This window comes from Mycobacterium sp. NGS57, assembly GCF_059812405.1.
In genome coordinates this window covers 64,826-78,848 of the sequence record NZ_JCALCP010000014.1, presented here as the reverse complement: position 1 = coordinate 78,848, position 14,023 = coordinate 64,826, and the positions used below count along the sequence as shown (strand labels likewise).

13 protein-coding genes are annotated in these 14,023 nt (G+C 72.6%); 2 read left to right on the top strand and 11 right to left on the bottom strand.

From position 1 onward, the window contains the following. Nucleotides 1-4 precede the first annotated feature (4 nt). From pgeF to AC5Y43_RS22600, 11 genes are all read right to left on the bottom strand, one after another. A complete protein-coding gene (pgeF, locus tag AC5Y43_RS22650; protein WP_499976195.1) occupies nucleotides 5-712 on the bottom strand; it encodes a peptidoglycan editing factor PgeF in 708 nt (235 codons plus the stop codon). 91 nt (nucleotides 713-803) lie between these two features. Next, the gene (ftsZ, locus tag AC5Y43_RS22645) at nucleotides 804-1,952 is read right to left on the bottom strand and encodes a cell division protein FtsZ (protein WP_499976241.1); all 1,149 of its coding nucleotides are present in this window, start codon (nucleotides 1,950-1,952) and stop codon (nucleotides 804-806) included. 219 nt (nucleotides 1,953-2,171) lie between these two features. Beyond that, nucleotides 2,172-3,107, bottom strand: a complete 936-nt coding sequence (locus tag AC5Y43_RS22640) for a cell division protein FtsQ/DivIB (protein ID WP_499976193.1) — start codon at nucleotides 3,105-3,107, stop codon at nucleotides 2,172-2,174. Beyond that, nucleotides 3,104-4,585 carry a UDP-N-acetylmuramate--L-alanine ligase gene (gene murC, locus AC5Y43_RS22635; RefSeq protein WP_499976191.1) on the bottom strand — a complete coding sequence of 494 codons (1,482 nt, stop codon included), beginning with the start codon at nucleotides 4,583-4,585 and terminating at the stop codon, nucleotides 3,104-3,106. Before murC ends, AC5Y43_RS22640 begins: the two co-directional genes overlap by 4 nt. After that, on the bottom strand, nucleotides 4,582-5,784 hold the full coding sequence (gene murG / locus AC5Y43_RS22630) for an undecaprenyldiphospho-muramoylpentapeptide beta-N-acetylglucosaminyltransferase (RefSeq protein ID WP_499976189.1): 1,203 nt from the start codon (nucleotides 5,782-5,784) through the stop codon (nucleotides 4,582-4,584). The genes murC and murG overlap by 4 nt, the downstream gene beginning before the upstream one ends. Further along, nucleotides 5,781-7,322, bottom strand: a complete 1,542-nt coding sequence (ftsW, locus tag AC5Y43_RS22625; RefSeq protein ID WP_499976239.1) for a putative lipid II flippase FtsW — start codon at nucleotides 7,320-7,322, stop codon at nucleotides 5,781-5,783. The genes murG and ftsW overlap by 4 nt, the downstream gene beginning before the upstream one ends. A gap of 105 nt (nucleotides 7,323-7,427) precedes the next feature. Then, nucleotides 7,428-8,900: a UDP-N-acetylmuramoyl-L-alanine--D-glutamate ligase gene (gene murD, locus AC5Y43_RS22620; protein WP_499976187.1), complete on the bottom strand. Its 1,473-nt coding sequence runs from the start codon at nucleotides 8,898-8,900 to the stop codon at nucleotides 7,428-7,430. A 1-nt stretch (nucleotide 8,901) separates the two neighbouring features. Further along, nucleotides 8,902-9,981: a phospho-N-acetylmuramoyl-pentapeptide-transferase gene (gene mraY / locus AC5Y43_RS22615; protein WP_499976185.1), complete on the bottom strand. Its 1,080-nt coding sequence runs from the start codon at nucleotides 9,979-9,981 to the stop codon at nucleotides 8,902-8,904. Further along, entirely contained in the window at nucleotides 9,978-11,522 is a 1,545-nt protein-coding gene (locus AC5Y43_RS22610; protein ID WP_499976184.1) for a UDP-N-acetylmuramoyl-tripeptide--D-alanyl-D-alanine ligase, read from the bottom strand. Before AC5Y43_RS22610 ends, mraY begins: the two co-directional genes overlap by 4 nt. Further along, nucleotides 11,519-13,060 carry a UDP-N-acetylmuramoyl-L-alanyl-D-glutamate--2,6-diaminopimelate ligase gene (locus AC5Y43_RS22605; protein ID WP_499976182.1) on the bottom strand — a complete coding sequence of 514 codons (1,542 nt, stop codon included), beginning with the start codon at nucleotides 13,058-13,060 and terminating at the stop codon, nucleotides 11,519-11,521. Before AC5Y43_RS22605 ends, AC5Y43_RS22610 begins: the two co-directional genes overlap by 4 nt. 78 nt (nucleotides 13,061-13,138) lie before the next feature. Beyond that, on the bottom strand, nucleotides 13,139-13,264 hold the full coding sequence (locus AC5Y43_RS22600; RefSeq protein ID WP_499976179.1) for a hypothetical protein: 126 nt from the start codon (nucleotides 13,262-13,264) through the stop codon (nucleotides 13,139-13,141). A 28-nt stretch (nucleotides 13,265-13,292) separates the two neighbouring features. Here AC5Y43_RS22600 and AC5Y43_RS22595 point away from each other — a divergent pair, with 28 nt between their 5' ends. Both AC5Y43_RS22595 and AC5Y43_RS22590 read left to right on the top strand, forming a co-directional pair. Beyond that, nucleotides 13,293-13,583 carry an antitoxin gene (locus AC5Y43_RS22595; RefSeq protein ID WP_499976177.1) on the top strand — a complete coding sequence of 97 codons (291 nt, stop codon included), beginning with the start codon at nucleotides 13,293-13,295 and terminating at the stop codon, nucleotides 13,581-13,583. Continuing rightward, the gene (locus AC5Y43_RS22590) at nucleotides 13,567-14,013 is read left to right on the top strand and encodes a TA system VapC family ribonuclease toxin (protein WP_499976175.1); all 447 of its coding nucleotides are present in this window, start codon (nucleotides 13,567-13,569) and stop codon (nucleotides 14,011-14,013) included. The genes AC5Y43_RS22595 and AC5Y43_RS22590 overlap by 17 nt, the downstream gene beginning before the upstream one ends. Nucleotides 14,014-14,023 lie beyond the last annotated feature (10 nt).

Sequence of the window (14,023 nt, the reverse complement as noted above, 5' to 3'; positions counted from 1 at the left end):
GCGATCACTCCATCCAGATCAGCGAGGCCAGCCGGCCCGTGGGCGCGGCGCGGCGGTGACTGAACAGGGCCGGGTCGGCCACCGTGCAACGCGAATCGACATCGATCGCCGTGACGCCCAAATCGCGGAGCTGGCAAGCGATTCCGGCGCGAAGGTCGAGCCCCGGGGTGCCGGCCGCCGTGGTGGTGCGGCTGCCCGGCAACGCCGCCTCGACCTCGTCGGCCATCGCGGCGGGCACCTCATAGTTGCGTCCGCTGACCGCGGGCCCCAGCAGCGCCGAGACGTCGTCGGCCTGCGCGCCGAGCGCGAACATCGCCTCCAGCGCGCGGGCCACCACGCCGCGCTGGGCGCCGACGCGACCGGCGTGCACCGCCGCGACGACGCCGGCCCGCGCGTCGGCCAGCAACACCGGCACGCAGTCGGCCGTCACCACCGCCAGCGCCAGTCGCGGCGCGGTGGTCACCAGCGCGTCGGTCTGGTCTACCGCGGACTTCCGCGGTTCCCCGACCACCTCGACCCGATCACCGTGGACCTGGTTCATCCACACCACGTGCTCGTCGCCCAGGCCAAGCGCTTTGGTCAGCCGGGTGCGGTTGGCGGCCACCGCCGCCGGGTCGTCGCCGACGTGGTCGCCGAGGTTGAAGGTGTCGAACGGCGGTTTGGACACGCCGCCCGCGCGGGTGGTGGTCACCCGCCGGATGCGAAGGCTCACAGGGCCAGTATCCGGATTCCGTTGTGGGCCAGGCGGCAGCGACGTCCGGGCGCGGCCGGTTTGTCGCGCACTGGCAAGCAAATTGAGACCCTTAGCGGCGCATGAACGGCGGCACGTCGACGTCGTCGTCGTCGCCGCCGATGTTGAGCGTCGAACCGTTGGTGTGCACCGGCACACTGACGGCGTCGACGGGCTCGAACAACGTCGAGGAGAGCTTGCCGGCCTTCGCCGACTCGATCCGGTGCGCGCCGGTCTTGTCCCCGGCGCCGCCGACGACCGGCTTGCGGCCGGGTCCGGCGGCCTCGAAGCCCGCCGCGATCACGGTGACGCGCACCTCGTCGCCCAGCGAGTCGTCGATGACGGTGCCGAAGATGATGTTGGCGTCCTGGTGGGCGGCGTCCTGCACCAGCGACGCCGCCTCGTTGATCTCGAACAGGCCCAGGTCGCTGCCGCCCGCGATCGACATCAGCACTCCCTGCGCGCCCTCCATCGAAGCTTCCAGCAGCGGCGAGTTGATCGCGATCTCGGCGGCCTTGAGCGAGCGGCCCTCGCCGCGGGCCGAACCGATGCCCATCAGGGCGGTGCCGGCGCCGGACATGATGCCCTTGACGTCGGCGAAGTCGACGTTGATCAGGCCCGGGGTGGTGATCAGGTCGGTGATGCCCTGCACGCCGTTGAGCAGCACCTCGTCGGCGCTGCGGAACGCGTCCATCAGCGACACCGCCGCGTCGCCCATCTGCAGCAGCCGGTCGTTGGGGATGACAATGAGGGTGTCGCAGCTCTCCCGCAGCGCGGAGATGCCGCTTTCGGCCTGATTGCCGCGGCGCTTGCCCTCGAACGAGAACGGCCGGGTGACGACGCCGACGGTCAGCGCGCCCAGCTTGCGCGCGATGCTGGCGACGACGGGCGCCCCGCCGGTGCCGGTCCCGCCGCCCTCGCCGGCGGTGACGAACACCATGTCGGCGCCGCGCAACAGCTCCTCGATCTCGTCCTTGGCGTCCTCGGCGGCCCGCCGCCCGACCTCGGGGTCGGCGCCGGCGCCCAGCCCGCGGGTGGAGTCGCGGCCGACGTCGAGCTTGACGTCGGCGTCGCTCATCAGCAGCGCCTGCGCGTCGGTGTTGATGGCGATGAACTCCACGCCCTTGAGGCCCTGTTCGATCATCCTGTTGACGGCATTGACGCCGCCGCCACCGATACCTACGACCTTGATGACGGCGAGGTAGTTGTGCGGGGGGGTCATCATTCGTCTTCCTCCCTGGTGGGTCGGCTCACGTCGGCGGCCCCTTGAGCATTCCCTGCAAACCCTCAACCTCAACCATAGAGTTAGAGTTATGTCAAGTAGTTCCGCGCAACCAGAACGGTAGGGGCACCGCGGGCCCTAATCCGGCAGGCGCGCCGACGCGCGGTGCGCAAATTTTTTCGCGTCGGATGTCGCGCCGGCTCGTCCACGAGGGGACGGCTACTTGACTGTCGGCAGGTCGGGGCTGGACACGTCGTAGGTCTTGCCCGGCTGCGTCAGCAGCGCGGCCAGCTTTTCGGCCTTCTCCTCGGTGCGGTCGGTGGTCCCCCAGATCACCACCCGCCCGTCGGTGAGGGTGAGGGTGATCGAGGCGACCGACGGGGCGGCGATCCGGGCCACCTGGCTCGAGACCTCGGGGCGCAGCGCGGTCAGCACCTGCAGCGCGGCCCTGGTCGCCGGGTCGGTGGGCCCGGGATCGGCGACGTCGATGTAGGGCAGCGCCGGTGGCGGCGGCGCGGTGGCGAAGTCGACGCCGTCGCGGTCGAACAGGTGTGGCCCGTCGGGAAAGTCCTTGACCACCAACGGGATTCGCTCGACGATCGTGATGCGCAGCGCCGACGGGTACTGGCGTTGCACCCGGGCGCTGGCCACCCGCCGGATCGCCGCCACGCGTTCGGCGACCTGGTTGGTGTTGATCTGCAGCAGCGGCGTCCCGGGCCGCACCCGCGCGGCCTCGAGCACCTCCTCGCGCGTCACCGACCCGGTTCCGGTGACGACGATGCTGCGTGCCGACATCGCGGGCGTGAAATAGAGGACGAGGCCCAACCCCACCCCGACGATGGCCACCAGCACGCTGACCAGCAGCATCTTGAGGCCCCGCACGACGCCGCGCGCGGGGCGCTTGGGCTGGTTGACCAGGCGTCCGCTGGCCTCGCGCTTGGCCTCGCGGCGGGCCTCCTCGATGGCCCGGGCGCGCGCCTGCGCGGCGCGGCGCTCGGCCCGTTCCCGGCGCGCGCGCCGGCGCGGCCCCTCGAAGTCGCCCTGCTCTGCGGGCTCTTTTGGGGCACCCGTCTCGAGCGGTTCGGTGATCACGCTGTCGGCGGCCTCGGCGTCTGAGCCCTCGGGGTCGCCCGGGCCGGGGTTCGGCTCGGTCATTGCGCCACCCCCGGGCGCCCCGGCGTCCCGCGGTTGGCCCGCGCCCGCAACGCCGTCACGATCTCCGGACCCAGCACGGTCACGTCGCCGGCGCCCATCGTCACGACGACGTCGCCGGGGCCGGCGGCCGCGGCGACCTCCTCGGTGACCGCGGAGAAGTCCGGCAGGTAGCGCACCGGCACGGTGACGTGCTCGGCGACGATGGCCCCGCTCACCCCGGTGAGCGGTTGCTCGCGGGCGCCGTAGACGTCGAGGACGAACACCTCGTCGGCCGCGTCCAGCGCGCGACCGAACTCGGCCGCGAAAGCCTTTGTACGCGAATACAAGTGGGGCTGAAACACCGCGATGCAACGCCCGCCGCCGCTCTGCTCGAGGACCGTGCGCACCGCGGCCAGCGTGGCCGCGATCTCGGTGGGGTGATGGGCGTAGTCGTCGAAGACCCGGATTACTGAATTCGGAGCCGGCCCGGTTCCCGAGGTGCCGACCAGCTCGAAGCGGCGGCGCACGCCCTCGAACCCGGCCAGCCCGTCGAGCACGTCGTCGGCGGGCGCGCCGATCTCGATCGCGGCCAGCAGCGCGCCCAGCGCGTTGAGCGCCATGTGCCGGCCGGGCACCGACAGCCGCATCACGCGCGGGTGTTCCTCGCCGGACAGTTGGATGTGCGCGACCGCCTCGGTGCCCTGCTGGTCCCACGACAACAGGCTCGCGGCGTGGCCCCGGTCCGGTGCGGACCCGTAGCACAGCACCCGGATGCCCAACTCGGCGCTGCGCTCGGCCAGCGCGGCCGCACCCGGGTCGTCGGTGCACACGACGAGCGCCCCACCTGGGGCGAGCCGTTCCACGAACGCGTCGAACACCTCGACGTAGGCCTCGGCGCTGCCGTAGAAGTCCAGGTGGTCGGTCTCGATGTTGGTGACCACCGCGACGTTGGGCGTGTACTCCAGCAGCGAGCCGTCGCTCTCGTCGGCCTCGGCGACGAAGCAGTCGCCGCTGCCGTGGTGCGCGTTGGTGCCGGCCTCGCCGAGTTCCCCGCCGACTGCGAACGACGGGTCCCGCCCGCAGTGCTGCAGGGCCACGATCAGCATCGACGTCGTGGTCGTCTTGCCGTGCGTGCCGGTGACCATCAGCGTGGTGCGCCCGGCCATCAGCTTGGCCAGCACGGCCGGCCGCAGGACCACGGGGATGCCGCGACGGCGCGCCTCGACGAGCTCGGGATTGGTCTTCGGGATGGCGGCGTGGGTGGTGACGACGGCGGTGACGCCGCCGGGCAGCTGGTCGAGCGACGAGGCGTCGTGGCCGATGCGGATCAGCGCGCCGCGGGCCCGCAGCGCGTGGACGCCGCGCGACTCCTTGGCGTCGGAGCCGGACACCAGCCCGCCGCGGTCGAGCAGGATGCGCGCGATGCCCGACATCCCGGCTCCCCCGATGCCCACCATGTGGACCCTTTGTAACTCAGGGGGCAGCTGCTCGACGGTCACGGGGTGCCCCCGCGCCCCGCCGCGAGCCGGGCGATGTCCAGCGCCGCCTGGGCCACCCGGCGCGCGGCGTCCGGGTGTCCCACCCGCGCGGCGGCGGCCGTCATCGCCGCCAGCCGCGGTGCGTCGGTGAGCAGGCCGGCCACCTCGCGGGCGACCAACTCGGGCGTCAGGGCGGCGTCGGCGACGATCATGCCGCCCCCGGCGTCGACCACCGGCAGCGCGTTGAGCCGCTGCTCGCCGTTGCCGATTGGTAGCGGTACGTAGATGGCCGGCAGGCCGACGGCCGAGACTTCGGCAACCGTCATCGCCCCGGACCGGCAGATCGCCAGGTCGGCCGCGGCGTAGGCGAGGTCCATCCGGTCGAGGTAGGGCACCGCCACGTACGGCGGATCGCCCGGCGCGGGCTCGCGCAGGTCCAGGGTGTTCTTCGGGCCGTGCGCGTGCAGCACCGCCACCCCCGCCGCGGCCAGGCCGGCGGCAGCCCCGGACACGGCCCGGTTCAGCGACACCGCGCCCTGCGAACCGCCGAACACCAGCAGCACCCGGGCGTCGTCGGCGAAGCCGAAATGCCGGCGCGCCTCGGCGCGCAACGCCGCGCGGTCCAGTGCGGTGATCGCCTCCCGGACCGGCACCCCGACCACCTCGGCGCGCGGCAACCCGCAGTCGGCGACTGCCGAGAGCACCCGCTCGGCGCTGCGGGCGCCGACCCGGTTGGCCAGCCCGGCGCGGGCGTTGGCCTCATGGATCACCACCGGGATGCGGCGCCGCCTGCGCAGACCGCGCGCGGCCAGGTAGGCCGGCACGGCCACATACCCGCCGAAGCCGATCACCACGTCGGCCCCGACGGCGTCGAGCACCGCGCGGGCCTCGCGGACAGCGCGCCATACCCGCGGCGGCAGCCGGGCCAGATCACCACTGGGCTTGCGGGGCAACGGCACCGGCGTGATCAGCTCGAGGCGATAGCCGCGCTGGGGCACCAGCCTGGTCTCGAGCCCGCGCGCGGTGCCCAGCGCGGTGATGCGGACCCGAGGATCCAGCGCCGACAGCGCGTCGGCGACCGCCATCGCGGGCTCCACATGGCCGGCGGTGCCGCCGCCGGCGAGGACCACCGACAGGCCCGCATCGGCCGATGATGCGGCACCGGCGGGCGAGGGGCTTGCCCCCAGCCCGCCGGCCGGCTGATTGATCGTGCCGTTCACCCGTAACGCTGACCTTCCAATGTGCGAGCCCGCCGGTTCGGGCGCTGACCGGCATACCGCTGGCCAGATCCATGATGCCCTCCCCGCGCGCGCGCCGTGGCGCCAGACCGGGCGGCCTTTCGGCCGGTCGCCACCCGTGGCGGGGCTTCCTCGTTTCGCGAGGCCTTTCGCGAGGCCTTTCGCGAGGCCTTGGGCGCCGCTGGCTTGGGCGCCTTGCGTGCCGCGCGCGGGTCTTCCCGCTTGCGGTCGCGGAAGGACTCGACCCGGCTCGGCACGTACGGGCGGGGCCGCGGCAGCCGCAACAGCCGGTTCATCTTGTCGTCGCGTCCGGCGCGCAGCGCCGCCACCGCCTCAGGTTCGTGGCGGGCCGCGTTGGCCATCATGCCGATCATGAAAAGCGTTGCGGCCGTGGATGTCCCACCGGCCGATATGAGCGGCAGCTGAATGCCGGTGACCGGCAGCACGCCGATCACGTAGCCGATGTTGATGAACGCCTGACCCAGGATCCACATGGTCGTGGTGGCGGTCAGCAGCCGCAGGAACGGGTCGGCCGAGCGGCGCGCGATCCGCATCCCGGTGTAGGCGAACAGCCCGAAAAGCGCCAGCAACCCGAACGCGCCGATGAAGCCCAGCTCCTCGCCGATGATCGCGAAGATGAAGTCGTTGTGCGCGTTGGGCAGGTAGTTCCACTTCGCCACGCCCTGGCCCAGGCCGTCGCCGAAGATCCCGCCGTGGGCCAGCGCGAACTTCGCCTGCCGGGCCTGGTAGCCGGTGTCCTGCGGGTCATTCTCGGGATTGATCCAGGACCGCACCCGCTCGGATCGATAGCCCGCCGACATCGCCAGGATCGCGCCGGCCATGAAGACGGCCAGCAGCGAGGTGACGAAGACGCGCAGCGGCAACCCGGCGTACCACAGCAGGGCCAACAGGATGATGCCCAGCGACACCGTCTGCCCGAGGTCGGGCTGGGCCACGATCAGCGCCAGCGCGATGACGGCGGCCGGCACCAGCGGGATCAGCATCTCGCGCAGCGAGGCCCGCTCCAGGCGCCGGCCGGCCAGCAGGTGCGCGCCCCAGATGGCGAACGCGATCTTCGCGAGCTCGGAGGGCTGCATCGACAAGCCCGCGACCACGAACCACTTGCGCGAGCCGTTGGCCAGGTTGCCGATCCCGGGAACCAGCACGAGCACCAGCAGGATGATCGTGACCAGGTAGCCGGTGAACGCGACGCGCCGGATGAACCCCACCGACACGCGCATCGCCAGGTAGGCGCCGACCAGCCCGACGACCGTCCACAGGACCTGCTTGCCGAAGATCACCCATGCCGACCCGTCGGCGCCGTAGGAGCGCACGCCCGAGGCGGACAGCACCATGATCAGCCCCAGCGTCGTCAGCAGGCCGGCGACGGCGACGATCAGGTGAAACGACGTCATCGGCCGGCCCAGCCAGGCGCCGAACCGGACGCGCAGTCCGCCCGGCAGACCGGTGAATCTGGCTTTCACGCCCGCCGGGGCCTCGGCGGGTTCGGCGGTTTCGATCGCGTCGGTCGGCGTCTCGGCGCTCGAGGCGTCCGGCTGCGCCGCCTCGCCCTTGCTCCGCTTGCCTCGCCCGGGGAGCCGGTTCAGCCCGATACCCACGCCCGCCTACCGGATCGCCGCGCGGACGGCGGCCGCGAAGGCGTCGCCGCGGGCGGCATACCCCGCGAACTGGTCAAACGACGCGCCGGCCGGGGCCAGCAGCACCGTGTCGCCCGGCTTGGCGAGGTCGCGGGCCGCGCCGACGGCCACGGTCATGACGCGAGCGCCGAGGTCCCCGCCCTTAGGTCTCACTTCCGTCACTTGAACAACAGAGGCATCAGAAACCACAGCAGTCGCATCCATATCAGCATCCTCGCCTGTCACAACCTGGACGACGGGGACATCCGGCGCGTGTCGCGATAACGCCTCGGCAACCTCGGCGCGATCTCGGCCGATGAGCACGGCGCCGACCAGGTGCGACGCGATCCTGGCGACCTCGGCGTCCACGGACGCGCCCTTCAGCAAACCGCCGGCCACCCAGACCACGCGCGGATAGGCCCGCACCGACGCCTCGGCGGCGTGCGGGTTGGTGGCCTTGGAGTCGTCGACGTAGGTGATCCCGTCGGCGACGGCCACGACCTCGGCCCGGTGCCGACCCACCCGGAACGACGAGATGGCCGCCTCGATCGCGGCCGGGGGCACGCCGACGCTGCGGGCCAGGGCCGCCGCCGCCAGAGCGTCGAGCACCCCGACCGGGCCCGGCACCGGGATCGAGTCGGCCGGCAGCAGCGCCAGGTCGTCGCCTGGATCGGTGACAAAGGCGCGGTCGACGAGTTGACCGCCGCGCACGCCGAGCTCGCCGGCGGAGGGCTCGCCGAGCCGGAAGCCGACCTTGACCGGCGCGGCCGCGGTGTCCAGCAACGCGGCGGCCCGGGCGTCGTCGAGCCCGGCCACGGCCACCCGGCCGTCCAGCACCCGGGCCTTGGCCGCGGTGTACGCGGCCATCGTGACGTGCCAGTCCAGGTGGTCCTCGGCGATGTTGAGGACCGCGCCGGCCTCGGGCCGCAGCGAGGGCGCCCAGTGCAGCTGGAAGCTGGACAGCTCGACGGCCAGCAGGTCGGCGGGCCGGTCCAGGACGTCCAGCACGGGGCTCCCGATGTTGCCGCACAACACCGCGTCGTGACCGGCGGCGACCAGCATGGCGTGCAGCATCGACGTCGTCGTGGTCTTGCCGTTGGTCCCGGTGACCACCAGCCAGCGCCGCGGCGGCCCGTAGTGGCCCGCGGCGTCCAGGCGCCAGGCCAATTCCACGTCGCCCCAGATGGGCACGGCCGCCCCCGCCGCGGCGGCCAGCAGGGGTGTGGCCGGCGAGAAGCCGGGGCTGGTGACCACCAACGCGTAATCGGCGATCCGCTCGGCCGCGGCGGCGGGCTCCGTCGTCGCGATCCCGCGCTCGGCGTACGGGCGCAGCATTTCCGGGTCGTCGTCGCAGACCGTCGGCGTCGCGCCGAAGCGGGTCAGCGCGGCCTGCACCGCGCGGCCGGTGACCCGGCCGCCGGCCACCAGCACCGGCGCGCCGGGGGCGAGGGGGTCGAGCACGTCAGGCACCGATCGCGGCCAGCCACTCACCGTAGAACAGGGCGACGCCCAGGCCGCAGCTGATCGCGGTGAGCAGCCAGAAGCGAATGATCACCGTCGTCTCGGCCCAGCCGGCCAACTCGAAATGGTGGTGGAACGGCGCCATCCGGAACACCCGGCGCCCCGTGGTGCGAAAGGCGAGGATCTGCGCCACCACGGAACTGACCTCCGCGACGAACAGCGCGCCCAGCACGACGGCGAGGAATTCGGTGCGGCTGGTCACCGACAGGCCCGCGATGATTCCGCCCAGCGCGAGCGAGCCGGTGTCGCCCATGAAGATCTTCGCCGGCGCGGCGTTCCACCACAAAAAACCGATGCAGGCGCCCGCGGTTGCGGCCGCGATGAGCGCCAGGTCCAGCGGGTCGCGCACGTTGTAGCAGCCCAGCCCGGGCGCGGTGACGCACGCGTTGCGGTACTGCCAGAAGGTGATCAGCACGTAGGCGGCGGTGACCATCGCCATGGCGCCGGCGGCCAGCCCGTCCAGGCCGTCGGTGAAGTTCACCGCGTTCGACCAGCCGCTGACGATGACCACGCAGAACAGCACGAACAGCGCGGGAGCCAGTGTGACGGTGGCGATTTCGCGCACGTAGGACAGGTTCGCGCTGGCCGGGGTCAGGCCGTCGGCGTTGCGGAAGCCCAGGACCAGCACCCCGAACAGGACCGCGGCGACGAGCTGGCCGACGGTCTTCGCGGTCTTGTTCAGCCCGAGGTTGCGCGACCGGCGGATCTTTATGAGGTCGTCGACGAAGCCGACGCCGCCCAGCACGGTGGCGAGCCCCAGCACTAGCAGGCCCGAGGCGGAGATGCCCTCGCCGTGGAAGGCCAGCCCCGCCAGGTGGGTGCCGAGATAGCCGGCCCAGATGCCGGCCAGGATCGCCACGCCGCCCATCGACGGGGTGCCGCGCTTGGCGTGGTGCGTCGGCGGGCCGTCCTCGCGGATGTGGTGGCCGAAGCCCTGCCTGGTGAACAGCTTGATCAGCGCCGGGGTCAGCAGGATCGACACGGTCAGCGCGACGGCGACCGCGATGAGGATCTGTCTCACGGGCGCGCCCCGGCGTCCGTGGCGAGCGCGTCGGCGAGCGCCCCGAGGCCCGCGGCGTTGGAGGCCTTGACCAGGACCACGTCGCCGGGCCGCAGCTCGGCCCGCAGCAGGGCCAGGGCGGCGTCGCCGTCGGGCACGCTCACGGATCCGCGCTCACCGGACGCGCCCCACGAGCCCCATGCCCCCTCCAAGACCGCGCCCCCGTGCATGGCGCTCATCGACCTCCCGCTTCCGACGACAACGAGTCGAGACACATCTAAGCGCACCGCGAGGCGGCCGATGCGATCATGCTCGGCAATCGCGTCGTCACCGAGTTCGGCCATTTCGCCGAGCACCGCCCAGCTGCGCCGCTTTTCGGTGGCGCCGTGGGCGATCCAGGCCAGCGCCTGCAGCCCGGCCCGCATCGAGTCGGGGTTGGCGTTGTAGGCGTCGTCGATCACCGTGACGCCGTCGGGGCGCGTGGTCACCTGCATGCGATGCCGCGACACCGGGCCCGCCCCGGCCAGCGCGGCGGCCACCTGCTCGACGCCGGCGCCGCACTCCAGCGCGACCGCGGCGGCGCACAGCGCGTTGCTGACCTGATGGTCGCCGAACACGCCGAGCCGCACTTCGACTTCCCGGGCACCGCGCACGTCCATCGCGTGCAGGGTAAAGCGCGGCCGGGCGAATTCGTCCAGCGACACTCCCTCGGCCCATAGGTCGCTGGGACCCGATTCGGTACGCGCAGCGCGGCTGACCCTTAGCACGCGGGCCGCGGTGACGTCGGCCATCGCGGCCACGGTGGGATCGTCGGCGTTGAGGATGACCACGCCCGACGACGGAACCGCTTGGGGCAGTTCGGCTTTGGTGCGTGCGATCGCATCCCGCGAGCCGAACTCGCCCAAGTGGGCGGTCCCGACGTTGAGGACCACCCCGATCGACGGCGGCGCGATCTCGGCCAGCGCGGCGATGTTGCCGGGATGGCGCGCCGACATCTCCAGCACGAGGTAGTCGGTGCCGGGCGTCGCCCGCAGCACCGTCCAGGGGTGGCCCAGCTCGTTGTTGAACGACCCGGGCGGTGCCACGACCTCGCCCAGCGGCTCGAGCACCGCGGCCACCAGGTCCTTGGTGGAGGTCTTTCCCGACGAGCCGGTGATCCCGACGATGGTCAGCCCGCCCGCGACCAGCTCGGCGGCCACCGCCCTGGCCAGGCCGGCCAGCGCGGCCAGGACGGCGGCCCCGGAGCCGTCGGCGTCGTGTTCGAGCACCCCGGCCAGCGGACCCCCGGTCGGGCCCGGTCGCGGTGCGACGACGATGGCGGGCACCCCGACCGGCCGGGCGGCCAGCACGGCGACGGCGCCGGCGGCCACCGCCGCGGCCGCGTGGTCATGGCCGTCGGAGCGCGCTCCCGGCAGGGCGAGAAACAGCCCGCCCGGGCCGATGGCGCGCGAATCGAACTCGACGGACCCGGTGACGCGGAGTTCCGCGGCGACCTCCGGGGCGATGTCGGCGAGTGTGCCGCCGACGATCTCGGCGATCCGGGCGACGGTCAGCTCGATCACCGGCGCGCCTCCAGCGCGCGGGCCAGCTCCACCCGGTCGTCGAACGGGCGGACTTCGGCGCCGCTTTGTTGCCCGGTCTCGTGGCCCTTGCCCGCGACCAGGACGACGTCGCCGGTGCCGGCCCAGGCCACCGCGTGGTCGATCGCCGCCCGGCGGTCGGCGATCTCGACCAGCTCGGCCTTGCCGCCGGTTGCGCCGGCCAGGATCTCGCGGCGGATCGCCGCGGGGTCCTCGCCGCGCGGGTTGTCGTCGGTGACGACGACCAGGTCGGCCAGCTCGGCAGCGATCTCGCCCATCGGCGAGCGCTTGCCGGGGTCGCGGTCGCCGCCCGCGCCGAACACCACCGCCAGCCGCCGCTCCGGCCGCGCCAGAGCGGCCAGCACCGCCCGCAGCGCGCCCGGCTTGTGGGCATAGTCGACCAGCGCCAGAAAGTCCTGGCCGCGGTCGATCTCTTCCAGGCGACCCGGCACGCGGGTGTGCAGCAGCCCCGGCGCCGCCCGCTCCGGCGAGACCCCCACCGCGTCCAGAACCGCCAGCGCGACAAGCGAATTGGCGACGTTGTAGTGGCCGGGCAGCCGGATGCCGACCCGGTGCTGCACGCCGGCGGGGTCCGTGGCGGTGAACTCGCTGCCGGCGCCCAGCGGCGTCACGTCGGTGGCGCGCCAGTGGGCGGAGCGGCCCGTCGTGCTGACGGTGATCGCGTCGCCGGCGCGGGCGGCCATCGCGCGCCCGGCGTCGTCGTCGATGCACACGATCGCGGTGCGCGCGCGCAGCGGCGATGCCGGGTCGAACAGCACCGCCTTGGCCTCGAAGTAGTCGGCCATGGTGGGGTGAAAGTCGAGGTGGTCGCGGGACAGGTTGGTGAAGGCGCCCACCGCGAATCCGGTGCCGTCGACGCGGCCGAGGGTCAGCGCGTGGCTGGAGGCCTCCATCACCACGGTGTCCACGCCGCGTTCGGCCATCGCGGCGAGCATGGCCTGCAGGGCAGGGGCCTCGGGTGTGGTCAGCGCGCTGGGGATGTCGGCGCCGTCGATGCGGATGCCGATGGTGCCGATGAGCCCGGCGGTGCGCCCGCCGGCGCGCAGGCCGGATTCGACCAGGTACGTGGTGGTGGTCTTGCCCGACGTTCCGGTGATCCCGATGACCGCGACCTTCTGGGAAGGGTCGCCGTAGACGGTGGCGGCCAGGCCGCCGAGGATCGAGCGCGGCGCCGGGTGCATCAGGATGGGAACTTGGGCAGGGTGGGGGGCCATCTCGGCGACCCCGGCGGCGTCGGTGAGCACCGCGAGCGCACCGCGGGCGATCGCGTCGGCGGCGTAGCGGGCGCCGTGCGTGGTCGAGCCGGGCAGGGCGGCGAACAGGTCGCCGGGGCGTACGTCCTGGGCGCGCAGCGTCACGCCGGTGACGGGCAGGTCGGGAACGGTCACGCCGTCGGCCATCACGGCGCCGATCCGGGCCGCCAGCTCCGGCAACCGCGCGTCGACGACGGCACTCGGTCGCAGCACCGTCGACACCTCAGCCACACCTCCGTCCCCCATGATCGGCCATGACCCTACCGAGAAAGCGGCAAGAGAATGACGCATGCGCGCGCCTACCCCCGGTTGGCGCCGGCAGCTCTAGGTCACGCCCAGCGCCCGACACGTCGACTCGGCGCACCTGTCGCAGGTGACCAGCGTCGACCCATGCGCGCGGGCGGCCGCACCGCCCAGGCCGTCGCAGAGCGCCGCGAGCGAGACGCCCATATAACCAGCAAGCTGGTATGATGGGCAGGTGAAAACCACCATCGACCTGCCCGACGAGTTGATGCGCGCCATTAAGATCCGCGCGGCGCAGCAGGATCGCAAGATCAAGGACGTCGTGGCCGAACTGCTGAGGAGCGGCCTGTCCCAGGCGGGCAGCGCGCCAACGGCCTCGGCCACCCGGCGGGTCGAGCTCCCGCTCGTTCGATGCGCACACCCGGCTCCCTCCGACCGCGAGATGACACCGGCCCGGGTCGCCGCGACTCTGCTGGGCCAAGAAGCGGCCTGGACATCCGAGCACGACGATGCCGCTGCTCTGTGACACCAACGTCTGGCTGGCGCTGACACTTTCCAAACACGTACACCACCGCGTTGCGCGCGCATGGCTGGACACGATCGACGAGCCCGCGGCAGTCCACTTCTGCCGCGCCACGCAGCAGTCATTCCTTCGGCTAATGACCGCCCGCGTGGTGCTCGGTGCGTATGGCAACGACCCGTTGAGCAATGCCGAAGCATGGTCGCTCTATGCCGCGTTGCTGGCGGACGATCGCATCGCGATGACCGATCAGGAACCCATCGGCCTTGAAGCGCAATGGAAAACGTTTGCCTTTCGCCCGTCGGCGTCGCCCAAGGTCTGGATGGACGCCTACCTGGCCGCGTTCGCGTTCGCCGGCGGATTCGCGTTGGTGACTACGGACGCGGATTTCCGGCACTACCAGGGAATCGATCTGCGACTGCTCACTCAGCAATGAACCCGACGTC

What these genes read in the sequence shown, in the direction of transcription:
- AC5Y43_RS22590 (WP_499976175.1), top strand. Translation starts at nt 13,567, where the DNA reads ATGCCGCTGCTCTGTGACACCAACGTCTGGCTGGCGCTGACACTTTCC.
- AC5Y43_RS22640 (WP_499976193.1), bottom strand. Translation starts at nt 3,107, where the DNA reads ATGACCGAGCCGAACCCCGGCCCGGGCGACCCCGAGGGCTCAGACGCC.
- AC5Y43_RS22600 (WP_499976179.1), bottom strand. Translation starts at nt 13,264, where the DNA reads ATGGGCGTCTCGCTCGCGGCGCTCTGCGACGGCCTGGGCGGTGCGGCC.
- ftsZ (WP_499976241.1), bottom strand. Translation starts at nt 1,952, where the DNA reads ATGACCCCCCCGCACAACTACCTCGCCGTCATCAAGGTCGTAGGTATC.
- AC5Y43_RS22605 (WP_499976182.1), bottom strand. Translation starts at nt 13,060, where the DNA reads ATGGGGGACGGAGGTGTGGCTGAGGTGTCGACGGTGCTGCGACCGAGT.